Here is a 24,194-nt window from a genome sequence, read left to right as displayed (position 1 = left end):
TCCGCAGCAACCGCTATAACAGCCGGGAGAGCCGGGGCTTTTAGTCTTAGAATTATCTTAGTGCAACGTGCTTTGTCCAAAGCGTGTTACCAACTCCTCACGGGAAGAGGTAAGCAAAAGGTTGGCGACTTCATCATCCGACAATTGTGTGAGTGGCTCAACGATTAATGAAAGCTCCTCGTCAAGAACACCAAATCGGCTTTTAAGCAGGCTTTGAATTAAACCTTTTGCTTTTTCTTGTCGTCCAATGCGCTCGATGCTACTAATGTAGGGCATTTGATTCTCCTCCTCAAATTGTCTCAGATCGTCTCTAAAGGTGACCTCCAACGGTTCTGGCAACCCCATCATTCTATCCAATATTCCAAATATCTCTAGGATATCCTGTCGGCTATACCCGCGTCTGTAAAGCCCTTTAATTAGACGCAGTTTCCATTGCAATCTCTCTGTGGCAGCTTGGGTCGTAGCCTGGGTTTTGCGATGCGCCATCACTACCACAGCGAACGGGTTATTGCTTGCTTCTAGTGACTCCCACGTATAGTCTAGCAGCTTGATGACGGGAAACCGCAGTCGCATCTCGCAACCCCAGCGCCCGTAGCCGTATTCGGTGGGTCGCCAGTTCGGTTGCTCATCCCCCAGCACGGCTAAACTTACCACTTCTCGACCATAGCGATCGAAAATCCTATAGTGGTAGGTAAACATCCGTTTCGCAAAACCGCTGTCCGTTTGGCTTTGGATTTCGATATGCAATAGCAGCCATGCTTCCTCTCCGTTTACAAGCCACACCTTAAGCAGCTTATCAACAAAGCGCTTGCCAATTTCAGCATCCCGGACAATCTGATTAAGCTCCTTGTCGAGAAATTCATATCCCCGCTCCCACGCGATCTCCCGATGTGCTTCTGGGAAGAAGAAGGCAACGAATGCCTCAAAATACTTCTCAATCGCTACTTTCCACGATTCATCGTAATTCGCAGAAACGCTAGTTTCCGATTCTGTCATGTTGTTAAAACTACCAGTACACTCTCAAATCTTACTAGGATTTTTACCACAAGACTTCCCTACCTTCAACAAATCCACGCTTTATACAGTATGCTTTCTACGTTTTTAGCTCCGTCGAACTCACGTTCAAGTTAAACGCCATCGTAAGGTATTGATATATTAATCAGGCTTGCGGCAGAGGCATATAACTTTGTCAGATTGATAAGCTAATTTTACGGAATATTATTTTTAGACTTTTGCAACTACCAAAAAGTTGCAAGTCAATAATTTTGTAAAGGAGTTTAGCAATGAGTACTGAAAATAGAGTAGAAGCAACTGCCAAAAACATTGAAGGCAAAATCCAAGAGGCTGTTGGTGAGGTGACTGGTAATCCTAAAGACAAAGCAGAGGGTCGAGCAAAACAGAGAGAAGCCGCCGTTGAACATACTGTAGAAAATCTTAAAGATGACAAAAAAGAAGTTATAGATAGGTCTTATTAGTCTGTAGAATAAAAAACCTAGTAAGTTAATTTTAGATTTTGGATTTTGGATTGAAGAAAAAATTCCCAGTCTAAAATCTAAAATTTTTGCGTTCGAGGTAATGACTTACAGCAGATTTCAACTTGGTGAGGTACGAAAATTACCCCCCTCTGTCCCCCCGATGCCTTGGAGGGATGAAAGGGGGTGTACCTCATTCAAATGCAAAGCGCTGTATATCAATAAGATAAATGGTGATTCAACATACCTGGAAACCGGATACAGATCGCGGCAAAATCAGTAATTAAGGGAAGGTGATAAAGAAAGAAATTATGCAAACGAATCATTCCAGCGATCGCGATTCCCTAAAGGCTTCCAGTAAAAACACCCAGGAAAGTATTCCCCAATCAATCGCTCAACACAAGTTGGTAGTTGAATGAAATCAATGACTGTTTTAAAAAGTGACATTGATATTTACAATAGCCTTTAACAAGAAGGCAGAAGTACGAGGGCAGATGGCAGAAGGAATATGCCCGAGTACTTCTCGCGACCAAAGGGAGCAAAGGGTTTAAGTCCCCCACCATAATCTTCGATTTGGTGGCAAGCAATTGGTGGTGGGTTGAAGCCCCCACCATATTGCAAACATAGCTGCCCTCTGCCTCCTGCCCTCTGCCTTCTTCACTTGATTTTCACTAAGGAACTTCAAAATAAAAAAATAGCCAACTTTTGCTTGTGGAACGGGCGTCTTCGCCCGTTCTTGATTAATGACGGGTTAGAAGCCCGTACCACAAGACAGATAATTAATGTCTTAGACATTTGGTTAAATCTTCAACCAAATAGCTTAAATCCCGATACAGCTAAAGCTCCAGCTAGTGCTGAAGCCGCTAGAGAAACACTAGCCGTGTTAAATAACCACCAAGCAGCACCTGCAACAACTTTTTTGGTTTCAAGTGCTTGCTTTTTAGCTTGCTCTTTTATTGCATTGAGCCGTTTTTGAGTTTCCTGTTGGATGCGTTCGGCTTGTTTTAGTACGCTATCCCCTGCGGCTTCTATGCGATTGACGATCTGATTGGCTTGCTCTTCTGAAATGTCTTCGCGAGAACCAATGAGAGCAACTAAAGTATCGCGATCGAATTGTGAAAGGCGATGGCGCAAAGCCTCAAAACCTGTTTGTGGTGAGTCGAACAATTTGGCAAAGTCTTGCTGGATACTCTCATAGTTAAGTTCAGGACGGTTCAGCGAGTTGAGATAGTTGCGAACTTTCTCAAAAATGCCATCAATAACTGATTGCACTCTTTTCTGGACTTCCTGATACTGTTGAACAATTGAATTACGAACAGATTCTATTTGAGCGGCTATTCTATTAGCTTCTTCAGAGGAGATATCTTCTCGTTGGGACAGTAAAGCCACAAGTGTAGAGCGATCGAATTTAGAAACGCGCTCTTTTAAAGAAGATACTCCAGCACGAGGAGAAGACAGCAACAACTGCAAATCGCGTTTGATAGCTTCTGGATTCAGTTCTTCTTTATTGGTGTTACGCAAATAGTTTTCTAAATTTTCTTCAAACTCCGCAATCCTTTGTGTTGTGCGGTTTGTGAAGCGTCTCGGCGCTTTGACAATGTTATCAATGGCTTGTTGTACTAAGTCAGAACATACGATTGGTAATCTCACAACGAGAAGAGAGTAGAACTGAGACTTTTTAAAGAAGTCAGTGTTCTTAATATAGTTTAATTATTATAACAAATATTACATTATGTTAAAAATATGAATAATTGAAAAAGCGATCTGTGACTTACAATTTTTAGAGGAACATATTAGACGTTGGAGACAAGGTAATGCAAGAACAAGTTAATAACCAAATTGAAGAAGTGCTGGAGCTTGAAGGTAATCCATTTACTCTTCCTGAAGTTACAAACGAAGAAGTAATAAAACTAGGTAATTATTACCTAAGTGGCGAGTACCTAATTCGTAACTTAGAAATAGTACGAGAAAAAAAACAGAAAGCATTAGAGGGGCTTGCTCACTTAGAAGCAGTAGAAAAAGAAATATTAGAAAGAATGCTTAAAATGCAAATAAATTATAACCCAATAGTATAATGACAAACAGGTATCACCTTGTCTCAATGTCCTATCAACCGCCCTTTAGCATTAGCACCCGCATCATCAATCAAATAAGCGCGATCGCCGAACAACTAGGGCGACTAAGCAGCCTTCAAGGACAGCCCTCTCCTCAACTTCGCAAACAAAACCGCATTCGTACTATTCAAAGCACTCTCGCTATCGAAGGTAAGATTGTCGATAACGTTCGTAGAATTGCATATCAACGCTATGCAATTCTTACCGCTAGAGTCAACCCCAAAAATACGTCAAGGCTTTGCGCTGTCAATGGTGTAGAAGTTTGGAGAGGTAGCCACTACTTACCTACCCTCCTAGACTTTTGCCAACCTTACCAATCTGGTGGTAAGTGCTTTGCCACCGTGATGGGGCAACGTGGTAGCTCTGCGTTAAACGCTGCACGTAATATTGGTTTGAGGTTTCTATCTCGCTCCTTTGTACAGCCAGCACTCGCAGTAGAGAAGGCTGGCAATGCCCGAAAAGCCAAGTTTGTAAAGACTGGGTGTGATAAGGTTGCAAGCAAGGTCGGTGGCTAACCGTACCCCAATTTTATCACGAGCGTTGTGTAAACGCTTCGCTGTCTCTCCTACCATCCTACGCCTCTTTGGTTTGGTCTACGACCATTGATTCTGAGGAAAGCGCTCACAGAGGAGAGGGGAAACGAAAAGTTATGGTTGACTTTGTTTGACTACGCTTTTTGATTACACAAACCCCGCAGTCCTAAGCAAAGATACAAAAAGTCTTGAATAAGTCTTGATTTAAACCACAGCGCCCCCAAGGAGGAGCGTTTATTGCATCATTCCCTGTACCCTTGTGCGATAATATTCGGATATTTAATGTTAAGTTAATAAAGATGTCCTCACCTGGGTTGGTAATAATCGATAATCTCTCAAACGGGATAGGAAATAATTTCCTTCACCAATATCATAACCATAAATCCCAGAACCACGCTCCTAAAGGGGCCTTAAAGCACCAGACAACTATCGGTTTTAACTGTCAGGACATAATCAAAAGAATACCTCTTAATTGTCCTGTTAACAAAGTTTCTTTCATGCATAATAGGTGGCGTTCGCGAAGCGTGCCGGAGCTAATCGCCGCCAGTGGGGTTGCTCCTAAGAAACACGTTTCAATCGCAACGCCAACTTTTCTAGGCTTTCTGGTTGTTACAGGCGATCGCTGGCTAGCTTGTCTGGCGCTCATATTCAACTCTACGTTTATTAGTTTTTCTTTTCGTTAATTGTCAGACTCGAATGGCAATCAAGTTCTTTTTGTTGTTGCTCATGGCTAGATAAGTAATCTTTCAACCAATTACATCCGTCACGCAGGAGTTCATCTAACTCTTTGATATTCCAAACGATTGCCGTACCATCATCACCTGCTGTGACCAGATATTTTCCATCCTTGCTAAAATTTACACTTCTGACAATCCCCTGATGTCCTTTAAAGTCTGCCAATAATTGTCCAGAGAGAGTCCATACTTTGACTGTACCATTGCGTCCAACGGTGGCAACCATCTTATTCTTATCATCTTTGGTTTCGCTAAAACTGATATTTTTTACGCTGCCCTGATAAGTTTTTATTTTTGGTAAAAGCTTTCCTGATAAATCCCACCGTCGAATTGTACCATCATCCCCAGCAGTCATAACTTCTCGATCGTTATTGATAAAACTGACTCCGTAGACAGTACCTTGGTAACCTTTTTCTTCTAGTTTTATTGTTTTTCGTCCTTCAATTGTCCATAGTTTTGCCTTGCCTTTTTCTCCAACTGCGGCTAGGAACTTGCCATCGTTGCTAAACCTGACAGCCTCAACTTTTGCCCCCAAAACAAATGGATCGTATGGCACATCCCCATTAGGTTCCCACAATTTTACTGTGGCTTTTTCTTCGCTTCCACCTGATGCGAGCCAATGACCATCTTTACTAAAATTCACGCTCCAGATACTACGCTGATCTGTTTTAATTTCTTTCGGCTCCTTTGCGCCGCGTGTCCATAGTCTAATTGTACTATCACTTCCGGCTGTAGCAATTTGCTGTCCGTTAGGGCTGAAGCGGACACTTTTGATTTGGATATCATTATTAAGATGATTTTCTCTGATTGTCGGACTTTGTAGGAGTTTTAGAGGTTTTGTGGAAATCTTCCATAATCTAACTGTGCCATCATCAGAAGCTGTAGCAATTTCTGTACCGTCCGGGCTAAAACGAACACTATAAATTGGTTTTTTATGAGCCTCCAATTTTAGAAAGGGAGGTTCTTTTTTAGAAACTTTCCACACTCTGACAGCACCATCATTCTTTCCTGCTGTTGCCAGTTTAGTGCCATTCTCAGTAAAACGAAAACTCACAATACTACCTTGATGACCTTGAAATTCTGCAAATAGATCGGCGTTAATATTTGTAGACTGATTTTCTGTTAATTTCCATAGTTTAATTATGCCGTCATTACTGGCAGTTGCCAGAATATTAATATTCTTCGCATTTGTAGCGCTAAAACGCACGACTTCAATACCTTCACCTTCTTGATGCGGCAACTCTGAGAATTGTCTGTAATGCTAACAATGGGGTAACAGTTGGATATTTTTCCAAATCCCTGTTTTTTAAGAGCAACTTTTTGAGTTCTTGTCCTGCTTGCATTGCCGAGAACAAGGATTCGAGTTGTGCATCCTCAAATGTTCTGGCTCGTCTTGGGCTTCCCAGTTTTCAATAATGAGCGCTCGTACAAAGTCTTGAACCTTCGTATCGTCAATACCATCTGGGAGTACTTTACAAAGCTTCTGTGTAAGAAATGGTTGTCCACCCGTCCAATATAAAATTTCTGCCATGACTGCTTGAGGATTGCTGACTCTCCCAATTAATCCTTGAACTAAAGGTTGTGCATTTTGCAACTGAAAGCCGTTTAGTTCAATGGCTCGACCAATATTAAACGGTGTAATATTTTCACTGGAAACTAAATTTGATGGAGTTGCTTATCAGCTTGACGGCTCACGTAGGTAGGGGAATCAGCAGGTAAACTTCCCCCAAATTGATATGGATACTTCGAATTAGGTGTTGAATTCATCAATTACCCCCTAGGCGTTCCTGAAAATATAGCTGATACATATTGCACATTGGTAAGACACAAAATTTCAGTATATTCCGGTAATAAACTCTGATAACTTAGCGAATAATTAGAGGTAGATAAGGATTTTAGCGACTGACAAAAGATTTTCGCATCCAGCGCTAGTGCCGCGTCCATAAAAAAATGTTAGGTTGAGGCAGCAGGTTTGGAGGTAACTAGCGTCAGCACCCCGCACGCTTCGTGACGGAGCTTCGTGCCCGCGAATTTTAATGATTATGTTCGGAAATTTTGTCGGCGCTCGGTAAACTATAGAGGAAAAAAGATTAAAATAATTAGCAATGATTATCTTAATCGTATAGACAAGAGGCGCTTAGGGCATGGTAGTTGACGAATTAATAGATTCAGTTCCCGTTACAGTTCTGACTGGTTATTTAGGAGCCGGGAAAACAACACTTCTCAATCGCATCCTGACTTACGAACATGGTAAGAAAGTCGCCGTGATTGTCAACGAATTTGGAGAAGTTGGTATTGATAACCAATTGGTAATCGATGCAGATGAAGAAATTTTTGAAATGAACAATGGTTGTATCTGTTGTACGGTGCGCGGCGATTTGATTCGCATCATCGGTAACTTGATGAAACGCCGCGATCGCTTTGACCATTTGGTGATTGAAACCACCGGACTTGCCGATCCCGCACCAGTTATTCAGACATTCTTTGTCGATGAGGATATGCGGGACAAGCTCAATTTAGATGCTGTGGTAACGGTGGTAGACGCAAAGCATATTTGGCAACACTGGGATGCTGATGAAGCACAAGAGCAAATAGCCTTTGCTGATGTGATTTTACTCAATAAAGTCGATTTGGTATCACCAGAAGAGGTTGAGGAACTAGAAAGGCGGATTCGGGGGATGAATGCCATGGCAAAAATCTACCGAACCCAAAATTCGGAGGTATCGATGGATGCCTTGTTAGGGGTACAAGCCTTCGATCTCGATCGCGCTTTAGAAATTGACCCAAATTTCTTAGGAGAAGATGCTCACGAGCATGATGAGAGTGTATACTCTATAGCTTTGGTGGAACAAAGCGCACTCGATGGAGATAAGTTAAATAATTGGTTGGGAGAGTTACTGCGTACTCAAGGGCAAGATATCTTCAGAATGAAAGGCATTTTAAACATTGCTGGTGAAGATAATCGCTTTGTGTTCCAAGGAGTACATATGCTGTTTGACGGCAAACCAGATCGTCCTTGGAAACCGGGCGAAACTCGGAAAAACGAACTGGTTTTTATTGGGCGCAATCTTGATGAAGCCCAACTCAAGCAGGACTTTCTTGCTTGTAAAGCGTAGATTGGGAATAGGGGGTAGGGGTTAGGGGTAAGGGAATAGATACATGAATAATGATTCCGTAATTGTTGATACCTAAATTCCAAGAGACAAATGGTTCCTTCTCAATGTCCTAACCTTACTCCCTAACCCCCACCCCCTACCCCTACCCTCAATAAAATCATGAACAGCTCGGTATTAAAATCTAAGGATTTTGAAGAACAATATTCTGGACACTAACAGATTACGTGACAGCGATCGCGTGGTCTCCCCAAGGTAAAGTGTTCGCCGCTACCTCAGCAGCCGGAGAAGTTGTTCTGTGGCAAGATGGTGAATTAACGACCTTGCAAACCGAACAAGGTGAATCGGTGGATTGTGTTGCCTTTTCCAAAGACGGGCAATTTTTAGCGGTAGGCGGACAAGATGGTCAGGTAAGGATTTGGCGAGAAAAAGAACTCATCGCTACTTTAGAAAATGCCCCGGCTTGGGTGGATAGACTTGCTTGGAGTCCTACCAACCATCTATTAGCTTTCGGCTTGGGACGTTACGTGCAAGTGTGGGACGCTGACACTCGCCAAATAACCGTTACACTCAATTTTGAGAATTCCTCAGTATTAGGTATCCATTGGCGTTGTGATGGAAACTATCTTGCCATCAGTGGCGATCGCGGTGTCAAAGTTTGGGATTGTCAAAATTGGGATAACGAACCCCACATTCTAGAAATTCCATCTGCTAGCTTAGCTATGGCATGGTCACCCGATGGCAAATTCCTTGCCTCTGGTAATATGGATCGCACCATTACTGTTGTAGAATCCCAACTATTAATATCAGGTAACAACCCCGAACCTTGGATTATGCGGGGTTTTCCTGGCAAAATTCGTCAACTTGCATGGTCGGACATCAGCACATCTGAAGCACCTCTGTTGGCATGCTCTAGTGTTGATGGTATAGTTGTTTGGGAAAAGCTTGCTGATGATTCTAAAGGTTGGGAAGCAAGAGTTTTAACCAACCATATGGATATTGTTCAAGCGATTGCCTTTGCACCCAACAGCTTTCTACTGGCTTCAGCTGGTGCTGATGGATGGATTTGTCTTTGGAAAAACGCCGAGCAACTCTCGGATATTCTTACAGGTGCATCATCTGAGTTTTCTTGCTTGGGATGGCATCCGCAAGGTAAGCAATTGGCTGCAGGTGGTAAGTACGGTGAATTGCTTGTTTGGTCAAAAACCTCTCACAGTTAAGGATTTGAGTGCGGTCAATTTTGAGAATGACTATCGTCTGAAAATTGGCTATGCTGTATCCAAAGAGCAATTACACAATCAGAATTTATGAAAGCCGCCAAGTTAATTTTGCTAGCCTCTCCCATATTTGTTTCTTCTGCATTGCTCGTGGCAAATCGAGCAGAAGCAGCGATCGTGCAATCTGCACGCAATCAATCTGATTTGATGGTATTATCTAATACTTCTCAAGAGTCGAATCCTATTTTAGATCAACTCGGTTGTAAATGTCCCACTTGCACTAGAACTGGGCAGGAACTCCTTCAAGGTAAGTTACCATCTGTTCGATAATGCTTACCGCAGTCTGTTCCTCGTTCCTGGGAGCTGCCCTAGGAATGCATGAATTGAGGCTCTGCCTTGACGTTAATGGAGGCGGAGCCTCTACTAAGGCATTCCCAGGCTCCGCCTGGGAACGAGAGGATAGGACGGTGTGAAAAAAATTAAGAATAGCCGGAATAATGTTATTCACCCTTGTACTGTGGGAATACTGCTAATAGCGAAACCCTTTAGATTTAGTTAGCAGTAAACTATGACCCTTCCATCAGTACAAGACAATTCTTTTATTGTAGATAGAGAAAGTTTGCTGCGCCGCATCACCTACAAAATTCGGCGATCGCTAAACCTTCAAGAAATTCTTAATGTTACGGTAGCAGAACTCAGTTCTTTTTTAAAAACTCATAGAATAAAAATTTATAAATTTCATCCGGATGGTAGCGGACAGGTGGTAGCTGAATATATTCGCGAGCAAGGTTTACCATCTCTTTACGGATTAAGTTTTCCTGCGGATGATATCCCTCTATCAGCTCGCGAACTGTTTATTAAAGCTCAAGTGCGAGTGGTGGTAGATGTTGATTCTTGCCAACTCGGTCAAAGCATTTTGAGAGATCCAGAAACTGGAGAGTTTGTGTATGAGGACTTGCGTTTTCGTCCGGTCGATCCTTGTCATGCCGAGTATTTGACAGCAATGGGAGTCAAAACTTCCTTAGTTTTACCCATCCTGCATCAAGACCAACTTTGGGGATTACTGGTCTCTCACCATGCTGAATCGCATATGTTTTCAGAATACGAACTCACGGTGGTTCAGATAGTTACAGATCAGCTTTGTGTTGCGATCGCTCAATCTATTTTACTTGCAGAGGCTCAAGAAAAAGTTCAACGTGAAGCAGTTATCAATCGTGTTGCCATGCTACTCCATTCCCAGTCTGCCATAGAGTTACAAACAGCGTTAGAAGAAACTGTTGCTGCATTTGAAGGGTCTGGTGGTCGATTGTGCTTTAGATCGGAAGCATTAGAACTTGAAAAGAATTCTGCCAAAACTTTTGCAGAGTCGCTAGCAACAAAAAGTGATGCTATTCGAATTTATACCTGTGGAGAGCAACCTTTAACACACAAGGTTACCAAATATCAAATGTTAGAGGAGTACCATATCTGGCACGAATATTTTAAATCTCATAACGAGCGGTTTTGGGCAATTTCAGACCTTCATCTTATTTCTAGCTTACGCAATCTACAGCCGTTGTTTGAGTCAACAAAAATTCGCAGTCTTTTAATGGTGCCGCTTTCGTACCGCCAACAAGAAGTTGGATATCTCAGCATTTTCCGCAACGAATTTGAAACTGATATTCTATGGGCGGGGCAGTTCGATCCTGATGAGAGACAACTTTACCCCCGCCAATCATTTGCTGTTTGGAGGCAATCGGACAGACTGCAAGTTCAACAGTGGAAAACCGTTGAAATTGAACTTGCTCAAACACTGGCAACTCACTTCGCTACTGCCATTCAACAATATGAAATGTGCCATTCACTTGAAAGACTTAATGGCAATTTAGAACAACAAGTTCAAGAACGCACGGCTAAACTACAACAAGCGGCAGCAGAGTTATCTCAAACACTTCACGAGTTAAAAGCCACACAAACCCAACTTATCCAACGTGAGAAAATGGCTAGTCTGGGACAACTCGTTGCAGGAATAGCCCATGAAATTAACAATCCAGTTAACTTTATTTATGGAAATTTCATTCATATTGAAGAATATGTATACGATCTACTGAAACTACTGGAACTCTATCAAAACCAATTTCCAAATTCAGATGTAAAAATTCGCGAGTTAGCAGAAGACATAGATTTGGATTTTATTGCTCAAGATTTACCAAAGACACTATCTTCAATGAAGATTGGTACCGATCGCATTCGAAAAATTGTTTTGTCTTTGCGAAACTTTTCTAGACTCGATCAAGCAGACATCAAACTCGTGGATATTCATGAAGGAATTGATAGTACTTTATTAATTTTACAGTATCGATTGAAAGGCAAATCAAATAGATATCCTATTGAAGTTATTAAAGAATATGATAATTTACCTTTAGTGGAGTGCTACGCAGGACAACTGAACCAAGTCTTTATGAATATTTTAGTCAATGCTATTGATGCTCTTGAGGATAAGTATAGCGACTGGGACACAATGCAGGAGAAAAATTCTCCGCCTTCAATTCCTCAAATCCGTATTTCTACCCAATTTCTTAAAAATTATGTTAAAATTAGTATAGCTGACAACGGACCGGGAATCAGCGAATCTATCAAAAATCGTTTGTTCGATCCCTTTTTTACAACTAAAACTGTTGGCAAAGGCACAGGGTTAGGGCTGTCCATCAGTTATCATATCGTAGTTGAAAAGCATCAAGGCAAACTTGAATGCCATTCTAGCCCCACTCAAGGTACTGAATTTGTGATTTTGATTCCACAAAGGCAAACTTAATGAAAGATAGCTTGTAAAAACAACTTCTATATTAAAGATGCATCGTTACTATTATATTACAGCCATTTTCAGGTAATAGACCACAGTCGTAGGGGCGCTCTTGCCTTGCGCCCCTACAAACGGTGTGGTTCATTTAGGTGAAAACTGCTGTAATCGTGTTTGGCGGTTTGTAGTATAAGCGGTTATCCGATCGCGATCTTCATGTAAATAAGAAGTTGTTATGATAAAAAAATTACTATTAACCCAATCCCTACAAACCCTCCTCATTGCTCTGACTATAGGATTCTTTGGGTGTAATAACCCAAACCAAGTAACAAACATCGCCTCGGTTAACACTGCTGCATCTGACGAACTCACCAACACTCTCCCCAAAGTTGTAGCAACAACAAGTATTTTGTGCGACTTAACCAAACAAATTGCACGGGAAACCATCAATTTAACTTGCTTGATACCTTCAAATTCTAACCCTCTGATTTATGAAGCAAAACCAGAAGACGGCGATGCGATCGCACAAGCTCAACTCATTTTATATAATGGATTCGATCTAGAGCCAAATTTAGTTGAACTGATTAGAACGCGTAATAATTCAGGTTTGAGAGTTGCAGTTGCTCAACGAGCTGTTTCCAAGCCAATAAAAGTTAAGGTAGGGGAGACGACAGTAACCAACCCTTATGCTTGGCACAATGCAAAAAATGTTGTCGGGATGGTTGAAGTAGTCACTCGTAATTTAAGTAAAACAGTTCCTGAAAACGAGTCATTATACAACGACAACGCCGAGAAAATTAAACAAGAGTTAAATCAGTTGCACACTTGGATTACAGCACGAATTGAGAGTATTCCTGAAAATCACCGCAAGTTGATTGCAACTCGTAATGCTATGGCTTATTACGCTAAAGCATACGATCTGAATTATGCAGTTGTGTTAAGAGGTAGTAATTCTGAGGGAACGCCAACGAGCAAGCGGACAAAAGCGTTGTCTAAATATATTAGAAAATATCAGATACCAGCACTTTTTACAGAAACAACAAATAACAGTAATGCGATCGCAATTGTTGCCGAACAAGCAAATGTAAGAGTGTCAGAAAGACAATTGTTTGTTGATAGCTTGGGTGAACCAGGAACTGAAGCAGATACTTACCAAAAAATGATGGTTGCCAATACGCGGACAATTGTAGAAGGTTTGGGAGGGACATATTTGATATTTGAACCAACTCCTATAAAGTAAAAGAAATGTGTCATCCCCGCCACCTCGTTCCCCCCCACCTCGTTCCTAGGCTCCGCCTGGGAATGCCTTCAGTGAGGCTCCGCCTCCAATACTACAAGGGATCTTGAAGATATTCCATTGAGACAAGCGGGGGATGCACCTTTGCACAGGGAAAGAAAAAAGGCTTAACCGACAAGTATTTGCTCCGCTTCTTCTCAATCTGCTATGCGAGGCGGAGCCACCGGATCGAGATAAAGGCTGGGAACGAGAAAGATTTCTCTTATAGGGAGAAGGGTTGGGGATGAGAGAAATTCGTTTTTGTGTGTAGTCAACTATTGACTGAGCTATTAAAATTCGGTCAAAAGGGTCACGGTGATGGTTTGGTAAAGTTTCTAATGCATAAACATGAGATAATTCGATGGCAATAGCTGTAAATTATTCGCTTGTTGCTGAGTTGTGATTAGTTTAGGCAGGGGTGAGGTTAAATTTAGCTTACCCAACTGAGATTTGATTTGTAATTCCCAAACACTAGCAATGCTCACTACCCAAAAGTTGTTAGTATCGAGTAATAAATTTCTTACTTTCTCAGATAGCTTTTCAGGATTTCCTGCTACCCAAATAAATACGTGAGTATCTAATAAAAGTTTCATACTTCACCTTCACAAGCCCCAAAATTCATCTGGTAAAGGGTTGTTAAAATCATCGCTCATCCAAATCTCTCCTTGGTTTAGACCCAATACCCGTTTCTGGAGTGATTGTTGGGGTTGAGGATATTTTTGTACTAAAAATTCAACAAAATCCAAAACTTGTAGTTGTTGTTCTGGTGCTAAGGTTTGTAACTTGGCAATTAATCTTGAGGTGGTATCTACTACTTGGGAAGTCATCTGGGAAGTTATCTCACACTCTCCTATTGAATATCTTACTCTATGTTACTGTCACTGACAATTCTTACATTTTTTTTAGCGCTCGTAGAAAGCACTTCATGAAAACAGCATAAAATGACACTAAATTTAGCTATGTCTATTATTGAAAGTATGTCTAAATCTCTGCATAACTTTCCGCCCATAGCTGCAGAAGATTTTGCAGTTGTTGAGAAAATTGATATGACGGCATTTCGACCCAATACTCAAACTTTTCAAAAACAGCTTCAACAGCGCCTCCAACTGCAACGCCGCATTATTAACCACAAGAACCGGACGCAACACGCCAATATCGTTTTCCATTGCTACAGCAGAACCTCACCAAATCATAAGTAATAGGTAATAATACAAATAGCTCGATAGCAGGAAATTAAGGGGTTAGTTAAAGGCATGACTTGCGAGTTATGTAACAGAGAGATGGACAAATTGACAGTTCACCATCTCGTTCCCAGACAGAAAAAAGGTCATCACGGTCCAAAAATCAACATTTGTTCTGCGTGTCATCGACAAATTCATACGTTGTATGACAATACGCGCTTAGCGCAAGAGTTAAACTCACTTGAGAAACTGAAGCAAGAACCGCAAATGCAAAAATTTCTTTCTTGGGTTGGCAAGCAAGATCCTGGTAAACGTGTCAAAGTACATCGTAAGAAAAGCTAGTATAATTCGCTAAGAACGCCAAGGTCTAAGAACGGTAATTTTCCAGAAGGAAGTAGTATCATTTAACATTGCCGATCGTCTCAGTTGAATTCTTTAAAGATTGATATCTGGAACCATCTGGCATAATTGCACCTTCAAGAAAAGCACCACTGAGTTCATCAACACTAACTTTCGCATTTTTCAAATTTGCACCTGTCAGATAGGCACCTTCTAATTTTGCACCACTCAAACTGGTATGTTTTAAATTAACACCACTTAGATTGGCATGGCTCAAATCTGCACAAATTAAGTTAGCATGACTGAGGTTAGCGCTACTCAAGTTCACATGGCTTAACTGAGCAAAACTCAAGTTGGTATGGCTCAAGTTGGCACCTGATAATTTTGCACTGTTAAGTTTGGCATTGTTGAGGTTGGCATGGTTCAGATTGGCATTGCTCAAATCTGTTTCGTTCAAATTGGCTTCACTGAGATCTGCTTTTGGAAGATGAATATTAATTAACTCTGTACCCGGAGCGTCTAATCCTCTCAGTGGAACTCCATCTTCATTTAAATCTTGAAGTGCCAAAATTCTTGCATAGCTCACTCTGACATCATGTGCAGCATCAATTGTACTCCACGCCTGATAGTGAAATTGTTTTCGGCGATCTGGTGCTTCTTTCACAAATAAAACTAGAGCAATTACCACACTAACAGTATCAACACTGTTAACAATCTCTGAGAAAAAGGAATTGTCATCGACAATTACAAAAATGCTCTCCAAGAGAATGAGTGCAATAATCACAACTTGCCATGCTGGTAATGTCCAGAAGGCATGCACAATTTTTTCGGGAATTTGTTTGAGAGTTGCAATCCACTGTTGAATAAACGATTGGGATTGAAATATCTGAAACTTGTCTTTAAGCTGTGTTTTGAATTCTATGGGCTGTTTTGACGTTGCGACTCTCTCATCACTCGTTTTGATGGAAGGTTCTACCCGAGCGCCTTGTAACATCCCGGAAGCGATCGCTCCAAAAGCATTTGTCCAGGCTTGCTTAACTTCAAGAGTCCAATCTTCTTGGAGATACTGCTCAAATGTCGTCAATAAAGCTTCTCCAACAGCAGGATAATATTTAGCAATTGCCCCATATCCGACGTGTCTGGCTCCCAATGCACTGAGCAATTGCTCCAAAGATTCTGAGTTGCGAAGATTTTCTATAATTAAAACTAGAGCATTTAATAGCTTTTTCTGTTGTGTCACCATGTCAATCTTGACAAACAAAGGTTTCACCTCTGGGTGAGCGATAAACAAGTTCTCATAGAAGCTAGCAACGAATTCTTCAGCACGTGGCTTAATGATGGCAAAACTCTTCTCTAGCAAATCTACAGGTAAATCGCTCGCCGCTACATCTGAAACGTCTTCAATGTTGGAAGTATTTGGTGTTACAGATGGTTTAACCATCGGTGGTTCTGGGGTTAGCTGTGACTGTTCTGATTCAACAGTTGTATGAATTGCACGCGCACCTTGTAACATTTGAGTCGCGATCGCACCAAATGCATCCTCCCAAGCTTGCTTAACTTCAGGAGTCCATTCCGTTTGTAAATACTGTTCAAATGTCACAAGCAAAGCTTTCCCAACCGCAGTATAATATTCAGGAATTGCCCCATATCCAATATGTCTGACTCCTAAGGAATTGAGAACATCTCCTAAAACCTCTGGATGACGCAGATTTTCAACTACCAAAATGAGCGCATTTAACAGCTTCTTTCGTTGAGTTGCCATATCAATTTTGGCAAACAACGGTTTGACTTCTGGATAAGCCGTTAATAAATTTTCATAGAAGCTAGCTACAAACTCATTAGCATGAGGTTTTACTCGCTGAAAACTCTGTTCTACAAGCTCAACATTTAAAGACATATTTTACCGTAAAGCCTAATCTTTATTTGCTAATTCATAAAAATTTTTCTAAATTCTCGATCCCCAAAGTTTCTGTTAAAAATTCAAATCTTTTAATTCTTGCTCAAGAATTGCCATAAATTCTTTGGCATCCTTGATATCCATTTTTGCTAATGCTTCCCACTCTTCAGTTCTGTAATCTAAATCATGTCCCATTATATCTTGTGTCCAATAGGGTAATTGTGAGGGATTTTCCATAAGCTGATAAGTTAATTTTAAAATCTCTGTACCTGGAGTCTTTTCTCTAACTTTAGTTGCCAAACAGAAAGAGAGTAATTTTGCTAAGTTACTTTCGGGCGGAATAGATATAAGAAAAGCCATGTTTTGTGCTAAAAAAAACTTATCAATTTTCATGAAAATGCCTCCTTTGCCTGTGTGATGTTGAAACCTTAGCACTCATCCTCTCACTTTAGGGTATCCATTCATCCTTTTTAACAATCTTAAAATCCGTGTTTTGCAAGCCGAAGTAAGCGACGCTCTGTGAAATATACTTAAGCAAAACAGGGCAAAGAAAATAAGGTCAAATCATTTGGTCAGTCCACTCCAAACTGTTGCTTTTTGTAGGTTTGATTCCTAACGAGGATACAACAGAGTTGTTTTTTACAATACTCGCTCGGATAACCACATTGGCTGCTGTGAAGCACCCTGTACCATGGAAGTTGATTTCCGAGTAGCTAACACTGCCCGGTATGCACTGTCGGACACGCCCACGGTATTCAACCGAAGTCAGACCCTGACAACTTTTGGGTCTGGTTACACTTCAGAAAGAAAAAACTGTTCGCAATGTACCAGTGACAATCGTACCATTTGCCTCTTGGTTAGAAGCATTGGTAATCACCTGAATCAAAGGCGTGAGTTGGATGTTGTTACTTACAGGAAAGTTGTAGAATGCTTCAAAGTTGGTTTGAGTAGCATTACCAATCTCACTAACAATAAAGGGTTGACCTGTGGCAATACCAGCTACAGCGCCTTGGGTAAACAAGTCAGGAAAAGCCACTCCCGCCATCCAGTAGTTGGGTTTGATGTCACCAAAGGCAGTATTATTGTAGCTACCGTAACCATAACGACCAAAGATGGCAAATTTCGGTGAAAGAGTTAACTCGAAATTCACTCCGAAGACGTCATAACGGTTGTCAAATAATTCGCCGGTACTGTACTGAAGGCGCAGGGCAAAAGTTTTTGAGGGCGCATATTCCAGTTCAACTGTACCCTGATATGTATCGCCAAATAAACCTTGGTCGCCACCCCCATCAGGATACAGCAAAGGAACAAACAACGCTACACCAGGGATAAATCCCTCATCGTCTGGGTTAGCTGCATCTGATGCTGCATACAAAGCCCGCACTGAAAACGGTCCTGAAGCAGGCTTCCAATCAATTGCTGCACCTGCCGCAGGACCGTTGAGAGGGGCGAGAATGTAATTATTGATAAATGCCTGAGTGCTAAAATCTTGAAAACTCAAGTAAGCGTAGCTGTTACGGTCAACATAGCTGATAGTTCGAATATTAGGTCCAACAGATACTGTGAAGTTCTTAAACGGCTCAAAGGTGTAGTACAACAAATCCAGTATGAATTGGTTGTCAACGGGTGGTGAAACCGAGAAGTCTTGAACACTACCAAAAGACGGCTCTAGAAATCCTGCGGGATTGTCTTCATCGGCATCGCTACCTGTGTCGAAAACAATTTTCAATTGGTCTGTTCCAACAAAGCTAGTGTTTAACTCTACCAGAGCTCGGTAAGCCACAGTAGGATTCGGGTCAGAACGAGTAATCTCTTCACCTGTAGGGCTGATGATGTTTTCCCCATCAAATCTTCCGGCATTCAATGTCATAATGACTTGACCAGTAAGCTTGGTGGTTGTAGAGAACTGATTGGCTTCTATTTCTGCCGTCTTGGCTTCCAAAACGTCTATCCGTTCCGACAACGTTGTTAACTCAGAGGCAAACTCTTGTTGAAGTCGTTGCAACGTCGCTAAGTCATCACGAGAAACTAAATCCTCCTTTCCCGTTTTGATAAGTTCATCGATTCGCTCTTGAGCAGCATTTAAACTGACGGCAAATTCATAGCGCGTCATTGCTCGGTTACCCCGGAATGTGCCATTGGGGTAACCTGCAATCACCCCATAGCGCTCAATTAGAGACTGGAGTGCATCGAAAGCCCAGTCTGTAAACTGCACATCTGCTAGTTGGCTCACTGAGGTCACTTGACCAACTAAGCTAGTGGAGTCAGGTGGTGCTTGGGAGATGGTTTCTGCTATCCCTTCAGGAGCAATGATATTGGTTGGAGCAATCTCAGTTAGTCCCGGATTATTGGAAAAAAGCAGGTAGAAGAAGGTAATTGCACTCGTGAAGCTTTGTAGAATCTTTCTCATGAACAACAATATGGGGCGATGAAATAGTCGCTAGGATGATTAGGTTGACGCAAAGTTTACGTCAACCCCAACTCATCTTTAGCAAGAAAGGCATAAATCAGGTTCTAGATTTCGTCCAATCTGAAATCGTCAAGGTAGAGCAAAAGGAAGCCAATAAGAATTGTCAGTAGCGATCGCCATAATGGTTGAACAGGGATGTCCCAAGTCAAACCCCATAATCCAGACCATGTCAGTATGACCCCCATAAGGGTGTAGATAGTCGCTAGGTTAGGATAGTGGGTTTTGAAGTTGTGGAAAAACTTTTCCCTGAGATCCATCTGTTCAGGATTTTTTTCTAAATGAGTTTTCCTCATCAATGCCAGATCGTATAAGGATAAGTCATCCACGAAGAGCATTGCTACACCCAGTAATAATAAGCAAAAGTGACGAACAGGCACTTGTATAGGAATCTCTGGAGTTGGTTCTACCATCAAATTTGTTCCTTGAGCCCATGAGTCAAATATGAGGATGAAGCCACTCCAGATAAGTATTACATTAGTTGTGACATATAAAGTATGCAAATTGGGATGTTCGGTCTTTAGCTTATGGAAGAATCTTTCGCGTATACTTGTCTGTTTTTGTTGAGGCTGTGAAACAGACGATTCTAGGTTATTATTTGCGTTCATTTTCGGTGTGAATCTAAAAAATTTAATTTGATATTTACCTGTTAACAATGTGAAAAAAAGTACTGTGGAAATAGTGTTGCTGAACCAAGGTATGAATTAGGCGATCGCACAAGTGCCATTGCCTTTGCGGGCAGACTAAAACAATGTACCATTTTCATGGAAAAATATTTGAAATCATGTATTAACAAACGCACAGATGGTTCCAGCATTTCTCTACCGATTACCTTTTTTACAGCAACTAGGGAACGCGAATCTATCACTATGACTTTTCTGTTATCTTGTACTTCCCAGAAACATTTTATTTCCTTTGTCAATCTCAAAACATTTTTTTGCTAAAAACGCACGCTCATATATTAAACCACCTTTCTGGTTACAATCTCCGTCTTTACTTATCTTTACAGATTTTTTCTTAACCTACTTACTTACAAAGAATATACAATCCCATTTGTGCATTTGTAAAGACTATTGGGACTATTACTAGCCAAACAATGTAGATAATAAGTCCTTTGATTATGGGCTATATATTGTTGCATAGCCTAGACTTTACAGTTATCCTATAGCGCAAGACGTGAACTAAATATTTTTTATTCTCCTACTTTTCTTACTTTTCTAACTTCTTTGCCAAGGGTGTAAAGCAAGAAATCAGTAGCTCGGCATAATGAAAGTGAACTCGTGAGGGTTGTCATTTTTTATTGGTAAGAGTTCCAAGCGTTTTCAAATTTTTTAACATAGATCTGTTTCTTGCTACCTATTTAGTAGTAAGTTGGCGAGAAAAAACCATGCTATGTAACGAAAAGTAAAATCTCTGTATTTGGTTCGTAGTAGTGTTGTCCTTGGATGCATCGCCACTACAAATTAGTAATCATTCTTTGCGCCAACCTAGGTAATGTAAAAATATCTGCGATAAGGATACCTAATTTTTGCTAGCTTTTATCGCAAAAACAAGGGTTTTTATTTAGTACTGTGTGATAAATTTACATAAAATTTTCTTGGTGCAAAATGTGACTAAATATAAAAAACATTTTGTCAAGTCGGAAAAGTCGGAAGAATTATTTATTAATTTTTTTGAGGATTTTGTACAACGCATCTCCCTATTGAAATAAAAATAAGTTAATATCTTATGATGTAAGTCATGTTTAAATTACCAAAATTCTTGTGTTCCAGCTAGAATTACCATACTAGCTTAGAATCAGGATAAAACTTTTGACATTTGCCTAGCACTAAGCCTACCTCTGTAGCTAATATCAGCTTTTATTCAAAAAGATCTACAGATGCAACCTATCAACTATTAACTTTTAGCAAGCTGTTGAACGCTGACCGCTATTTGGTAGAAATCTTTCTTGCTTGAAAAATGTAATGCTGACTTTAGCTGAGGGTGAAGCATGGCAATAAAACTCGTCATTGCTAGTTCGTAATTCGTCATTATTTTCCCTATTGCCAATAATAATTGCGAATTATTTGCTCGCGAATTACTGGCATCAAACAGTTGGGTGCAAAACTTACACAAACGGTGGAAAAATGAGTAACAACTCTCATAACAACGGTTCTCAGAACAATGGTTTAGGCAAAAATAACGGGCTTAACAAATTCTTCAAATTTGGAGAAGTGCCCCATCTTGAAGGTCTTGGAACTCGTTCAGTTGAAGCATGGTTTTTAGGCACAAAAGCAGAAAATGCCGATGAACTTGAGCGTTTAATCGTAGAAGCGATTCGCGATCACTCATTTTGGCGTCGCAACTTTCATCCTGGCGATCCAACTCACATCACCGAGCAAGTTAAGAGACAGCCAGATTACTTAGAGGCAATTGACACTCTCAAAGAGAGTTACCGTTCATTGTTAGCGTTTCTAAAGAAGTCTGTACCGTTCTTCAGTATGCGCTATCAAGGGCACATGAACTGGGATACGACAATGCCATCTATCCTAGGTTATTTTGCGGCAATGCTGTACAACCCTAACAATGTGGCTTTTGAAGGGTCAACGGCAACAACGCTTTTGGAAATCTTGGTAGGAGACGACCTTTGCCGAATGCTGGGATACAACATACCAGATGAGGCAGCTATCGAAAAAGGGGCGATTCGACCTTGGGGGCACATCACTTGTGGTGGAACTGTTGCTAACATTGAGGCAATTTGGGCAGCAAGAAACTTAAAATTTTATCCCCAAGCCTTGCAAGCAGCTTTGCAAAATGAACCGTCACTAAAAGCTGCAAAAGATATTAATATTTCCCTGCCCACCGATGAGTCAAAACCTCTCATTGAACTAGATACTTGGTCAGTACTCAACCTCAAAGGCGATGACATTCTGGCATTGCCGGCTCGTCTGTATAAGGAGTATCAAATTAAGAGCGAAACTCTAACAGATGTCTTATCTCAGTATTCATTACAAAACCTTGGAATGGCAGAGTTTTCACGCCGCTTCCTCAGCGACATCAAGTCTGCGCCTGTGTTCCTAGTACCAGCAACGAAACACTACTCATTTCCAAAGGCCGCAGCATTGTTGGGAATTGGAGCATCAAATCTCATTGACGTTCCAGTAGATGAAGATGCCAGGATGAGTTTTACAGAAGTCAAAAAGATTCTTCAAGATTGCCTGCGAGAGCGCAGACCAGTATATACAGTAGTTTCTGTCATGGGAAGCACTGAAGAAAGTGCAACTGACCCCCTAGCAGATATTCTCGAGCTGCGAGAAGAGTTGCGCTCTCAGGGACTAGAATTTACCGTTCATGCTGATGCGGCTTGGGGCGGTTATTTTGCCACCCTTCTTCGCGAAGATGAGACTAACACACCACAACTGACTAAGACAAAAGAAGAACTGATTACTGAGATTGGATTAAGCTCTTATGTCACCAAGCATTTCCAAGTCCTAGGCAATGCTGATTCGATAACGGTAGATCCTCATAAATCCGGATACATTCCTTACCCAGCAGGAGCATTATGCTATCGCAATTCAGCAATGCGGGATTTGCTGACATTCGCTGCTCCCTATATGTATCATGGCGAAGCAGAACCCACAGTTGGCATCTATGGCTTGGAGGGATCAAAGCCAGGAGCTGCGGCGGCTTCGGTATATCTCAGCCACAAGGTTATTCGCCCCACAAAGAGTGGATACGGTAGAATCATTGGTAAGGCTTTGTTCAATTGCAAAAAACTTTATGCGCGGCTATTGTGTATGGCGCGTCCGGAAGACCGTTTTATCATTGTTCCCGTTCCGAGACTTCCCGCAGAAATTTCCGGTTCTAATGTAGAGCAACAGATTCAATTCATTCGGGACAGAATCGATAAGGCAAGTAATGATGAACTTTTGGCGGACAAAGAAGCTCTGCATCTGCTTTCAGAAATCGGTCCAGACCAAAATATCATCACCTACGCATTTAATTTCAAACATCCAGATGGCTCGCTCAACACAGATTTAACTCTGGCAAACCGCCTTAATAGGGCTATCTATGAAAAACTTAGCATCGATCCAGGCGAGGATATTTACGGTTATAAGCTCATCGTCAGTACTACAGATTTTGACGCTGCTCATTACGGAGAAGTTTTCATCGAACACTATAAGCAGCGCCTACTAGGAGTATCTGGAGCAACAGGTTCGTCTATCACCGTATTGCGTTCTACGGTACTCGAGCCGTGGCTTGCAGAAACATCAAAGGGTTCATTTCTCGATATTCTCGAACATGAGTTTCGTCAGGCGGTTGCTGATGCTCTATTCCGAGATGCACTTCTTCAGGTATTTGAAGATGTTGACAAGAATAAAGATGGGGTTTTGGAAGTCTCTGAAATTGAGGCGAAATTTAAAGCCTTGGGCTATGAAGATGAAGACATTAAGATGTTCTGGAACATGAGTGATGCTAACAAAGATAGTACCTTGTCGATGGAGGAATTTCTTCAGAACTTCTCGCAATTCTTAGTGTTGTCATCTCGGAGTTAATTGACCAAAAATACACTCGCAACGTTCTCGATCTCTCTGTACTTCCCGTGTTGCGTACATTAACTCATTTACCTATCATGATTGACCCCAGCCATGCTACAGGTAAATCAGAATTTGTACCCTCAATGGCAAAAGCTGCGATCGCAGCCGGAACCGATTCCTTAATGATTGAAGTTCACCCCAATCCAGCAAAAGCTTTGTCAGATGGTCCTCAATCTCTAACATTTGAAGGATTTGAGAAAATCATGCAAGAGATAACTCCTTTGGCGCAATTCTACAGTCGCTGGAACAGATTACCTTTTGCAGTAACAGCACCAGCAAACCTTTCCAAAAGTTTTTCAACTCCATATTTCTAATTTTGGATTTTAGATGCGTGGATGCGTGGATTAACTCCATATTTCTAATTTTGGATGCGTGGATGCGTGGATGCGTGGATTGAAGATTAATGATTAATTATCAATCCAAATCACAAATCCTTAGAGGATATTTTAAAAGTCATGATTGATGTATCAAATACTTTTTATCCCACCCTAACCC

General features: G+C 41.2%; 22 protein-coding genes and 3 pseudogenes. 12 read left to right on the top strand and 13 right to left on the bottom strand.

Annotated features, from left to right (window positions below; translation table 11 throughout):
* Positions 1-57: 57 nt before the first annotated feature.
* Complete coding sequence (locus F7734_RS41930) at positions 58-996, bottom strand: transposase (protein WP_155750312.1); 939 nt, start codon at positions 994-996, stop codon at positions 58-60.
* Positions 997-1,283: 287 nt separating this feature from the next.
* On the opposite strand from F7734_RS41930, the gene F7734_RS41925 reads away from it, so the two are divergent.
* Positions 1,284-1,475, top strand: coding sequence for a CsbD family protein (locus F7734_RS41925; RefSeq protein ID WP_155750311.1), 192 nt, complete (start codon positions 1,284-1,286; stop codon positions 1,473-1,475).
* A gap of 306 nt (positions 1,476-1,781) precedes the next feature.
* On the opposite strand, the gene F7734_RS41920 is transcribed toward F7734_RS41925, so the two are convergent.
* A complete protein-coding gene (locus F7734_RS41920; RefSeq protein WP_155750310.1) occupies positions 1,782-1,919 on the bottom strand; it encodes a hypothetical protein in 138 nt (45 codons plus the stop codon).
* Positions 1,920-2,279: 360 nt separating this feature from the next.
* Positions 2,280-3,098 (bottom strand): annotated as a pseudogene (locus F7734_RS41915) (MFS transporter); the annotation flags it as partial.
* 188 nt (positions 3,099-3,286) lie between these two features.
* Here F7734_RS41915 and F7734_RS41910 point away from each other — a divergent pair.
* Positions 3,287-3,547, top strand: coding sequence for a hypothetical protein (locus F7734_RS41910; RefSeq protein ID WP_155750309.1), 261 nt, complete (start codon positions 3,287-3,289; stop codon positions 3,545-3,547).
* Positions 3,547-4,101 (top strand): hypothetical protein, encoded by a 555-nt coding sequence (locus F7734_RS41905; protein ID WP_207714332.1) that lies wholly within the window; start codon positions 3,547-3,549, stop codon positions 4,099-4,101. The genes F7734_RS41910 and F7734_RS41905 overlap by 1 nt, the downstream gene beginning before the upstream one ends.
* A 460-nt stretch (positions 4,102-4,561) precedes the next feature.
* Here F7734_RS41905 and F7734_RS41900 read toward each other — a convergent pair whose 3' ends face one another.
* The 3 genes from F7734_RS41900 to F7734_RS41890 all read right to left on the bottom strand — a co-directional run bounded on the left by F7734_RS41900 (position 4,562) and on the right by F7734_RS41890 (position 6,447).
* The gene (locus F7734_RS41900) at positions 4,562-4,765 is read right to left on the bottom strand and encodes a hypothetical protein (protein ID WP_155750308.1); all 204 of its coding nucleotides are present in this window, start codon (positions 4,763-4,765) and stop codon (positions 4,562-4,564) included.
* Between the two features lie 17 nt (positions 4,766-4,782).
* Positions 4,783-6,093 carry a WD40 repeat domain-containing protein gene (locus tag F7734_RS41895; RefSeq protein ID WP_155750307.1) on the bottom strand — a complete coding sequence of 437 codons (1,311 nt, stop codon included), beginning with the start codon at positions 6,091-6,093 and terminating at the stop codon, positions 4,783-4,785.
* Positions 6,094-6,159: 66 nt separating this feature from the next.
* Positions 6,160-6,447 carry a hypothetical protein gene (locus tag F7734_RS41890; RefSeq protein WP_155750306.1) on the bottom strand — a complete coding sequence of 96 codons (288 nt, stop codon included), beginning with the start codon at positions 6,445-6,447 and terminating at the stop codon, positions 6,160-6,162.
* Positions 6,448-6,997: 550 nt separating this feature from the next.
* Here F7734_RS41890 and F7734_RS41885 point away from each other — a divergent pair.
* From F7734_RS41885 to F7734_RS41865, 5 genes and pseudogenes are all read left to right on the top strand, one after another.
* Complete coding sequence (locus tag F7734_RS41885) at positions 6,998-7,969, top strand: GTP-binding protein (RefSeq protein WP_155750305.1); 972 nt, start codon at positions 6,998-7,000, stop codon at positions 7,967-7,969.
* 159 nt (positions 7,970-8,128) lie between these two features.
* Positions 8,129-9,186 (top strand): annotated as a pseudogene (locus F7734_RS41880) (hypothetical protein).
* Between the two features lie 87 nt (positions 9,187-9,273).
* Positions 9,274-9,513, top strand: a complete 240-nt coding sequence (locus F7734_RS41875) for a hypothetical protein (RefSeq protein ID WP_155750304.1) — start codon at positions 9,274-9,276, stop codon at positions 9,511-9,513.
* A 238-nt stretch (positions 9,514-9,751) separates the two neighbouring features.
* Positions 9,752-11,977, top strand: a complete 2,226-nt coding sequence (locus tag F7734_RS41870; protein WP_155750303.1) for an ATP-binding protein — start codon at positions 9,752-9,754, stop codon at positions 11,975-11,977.
* Between the two features lie 220 nt (positions 11,978-12,197).
* The gene (locus F7734_RS41865) at positions 12,198-13,202 is read left to right on the top strand and encodes a zinc ABC transporter substrate-binding protein (protein WP_155750302.1); all 1,005 of its coding nucleotides are present in this window, start codon (positions 12,198-12,200) and stop codon (positions 13,200-13,202) included.
* Between the two features lie 371 nt (positions 13,203-13,573).
* Here the strand turns inward: F7734_RS41865 and F7734_RS41860 are convergent, their stop codons facing one another.
* Positions 13,574-13,831 carry a type II toxin-antitoxin system VapC family toxin gene (locus tag F7734_RS41860; RefSeq protein WP_155750301.1) on the bottom strand — a complete coding sequence of 86 codons (258 nt, stop codon included), beginning with the start codon at positions 13,829-13,831 and terminating at the stop codon, positions 13,574-13,576.
* 9 nt (positions 13,832-13,840) lie between these two features.
* Positions 13,841-14,065 (bottom strand): DUF2281 domain-containing protein, encoded by a 225-nt coding sequence (locus F7734_RS41855; RefSeq protein ID WP_155750300.1) that lies wholly within the window; start codon positions 14,063-14,065, stop codon positions 13,841-13,843.
* 114 nt (positions 14,066-14,179) lie between these two features.
* Between F7734_RS41855 and F7734_RS41850 the strand changes: the two genes are divergently transcribed.
* Both F7734_RS41850 and F7734_RS41845 read left to right on the top strand, forming a co-directional pair.
* The gene (locus F7734_RS41850; RefSeq protein WP_155750299.1) at positions 14,180-14,437 is read left to right on the top strand and encodes a hypothetical protein; all 258 of its coding nucleotides are present in this window, start codon (positions 14,180-14,182) and stop codon (positions 14,435-14,437) included.
* Positions 14,438-14,491: 54 nt separating this feature from the next.
* Positions 14,492-14,761, top strand: coding sequence for an HNH endonuclease (locus F7734_RS41845; protein ID WP_155750298.1), 270 nt, complete (start codon positions 14,492-14,494; stop codon positions 14,759-14,761).
* Between the two features lie 58 nt (positions 14,762-14,819).
* Here the strand turns inward: F7734_RS41845 and F7734_RS41840 are convergent, their stop codons facing one another.
* The 5 genes from F7734_RS41840 to F7734_RS65705 form a co-directional block, all read right to left on the bottom strand.
* Complete coding sequence (locus F7734_RS41840) at positions 14,820-16,655, bottom strand: globin domain-containing protein (RefSeq protein WP_155750297.1); 1,836 nt, start codon at positions 16,653-16,655, stop codon at positions 14,820-14,822.
* Between the two features lie 75 nt (positions 16,656-16,730).
* The gene (locus F7734_RS41835; protein WP_155750296.1) at positions 16,731-17,048 is read right to left on the bottom strand and encodes a hypothetical protein; all 318 of its coding nucleotides are present in this window, start codon (positions 17,046-17,048) and stop codon (positions 16,731-16,733) included.
* A 406-nt stretch (positions 17,049-17,454) separates the two neighbouring features.
* The gene (locus F7734_RS41830; RefSeq protein WP_155750295.1) at positions 17,455-19,065 is read right to left on the bottom strand and encodes an iron uptake porin; all 1,611 of its coding nucleotides are present in this window, start codon (positions 19,063-19,065) and stop codon (positions 17,455-17,457) included.
* A gap of 104 nt (positions 19,066-19,169) precedes the next feature.
* On the bottom strand, positions 19,170-19,730 hold the full coding sequence (locus tag F7734_RS41825; protein WP_155750294.1) for a hypothetical protein: 561 nt from the start codon (positions 19,728-19,730) through the stop codon (positions 19,170-19,172).
* Between the two features lie 1,288 nt (positions 19,731-21,018).
* Positions 21,019-21,153, bottom strand: a complete 135-nt coding sequence (locus tag F7734_RS65705) for a hypothetical protein (protein ID WP_279239823.1) — start codon at positions 21,151-21,153, stop codon at positions 21,019-21,021.
* Positions 21,154-21,248: 95 nt separating this feature from the next.
* Here F7734_RS65705 and F7734_RS41820 point away from each other — a divergent pair, with 95 nt between their 5' ends.
* Both F7734_RS41820 and F7734_RS41815 read left to right on the top strand, forming a co-directional pair.
* Entirely contained in the window at positions 21,249-23,657 is a 2,409-nt protein-coding gene (locus F7734_RS41820; RefSeq protein ID WP_155750293.1) for a pyridoxal-dependent decarboxylase, read from the top strand.
* Between the two features lie 2 nt (positions 23,658-23,659).
* Positions 23,660-24,013: pseudogene (locus tag F7734_RS41815) on the top strand (3-deoxy-7-phosphoheptulonate synthase); the annotation flags it as partial.
* Positions 24,014-24,194: the final 181 nt, after the last annotated feature.

The organism is Scytonema sp. UIC 10036 (genome assembly GCF_009725235.1).
The sequence above is the reverse complement of the archived record's forward strand: the minus strand, read 5'-3'. Positions and strand labels throughout refer to the sequence as shown.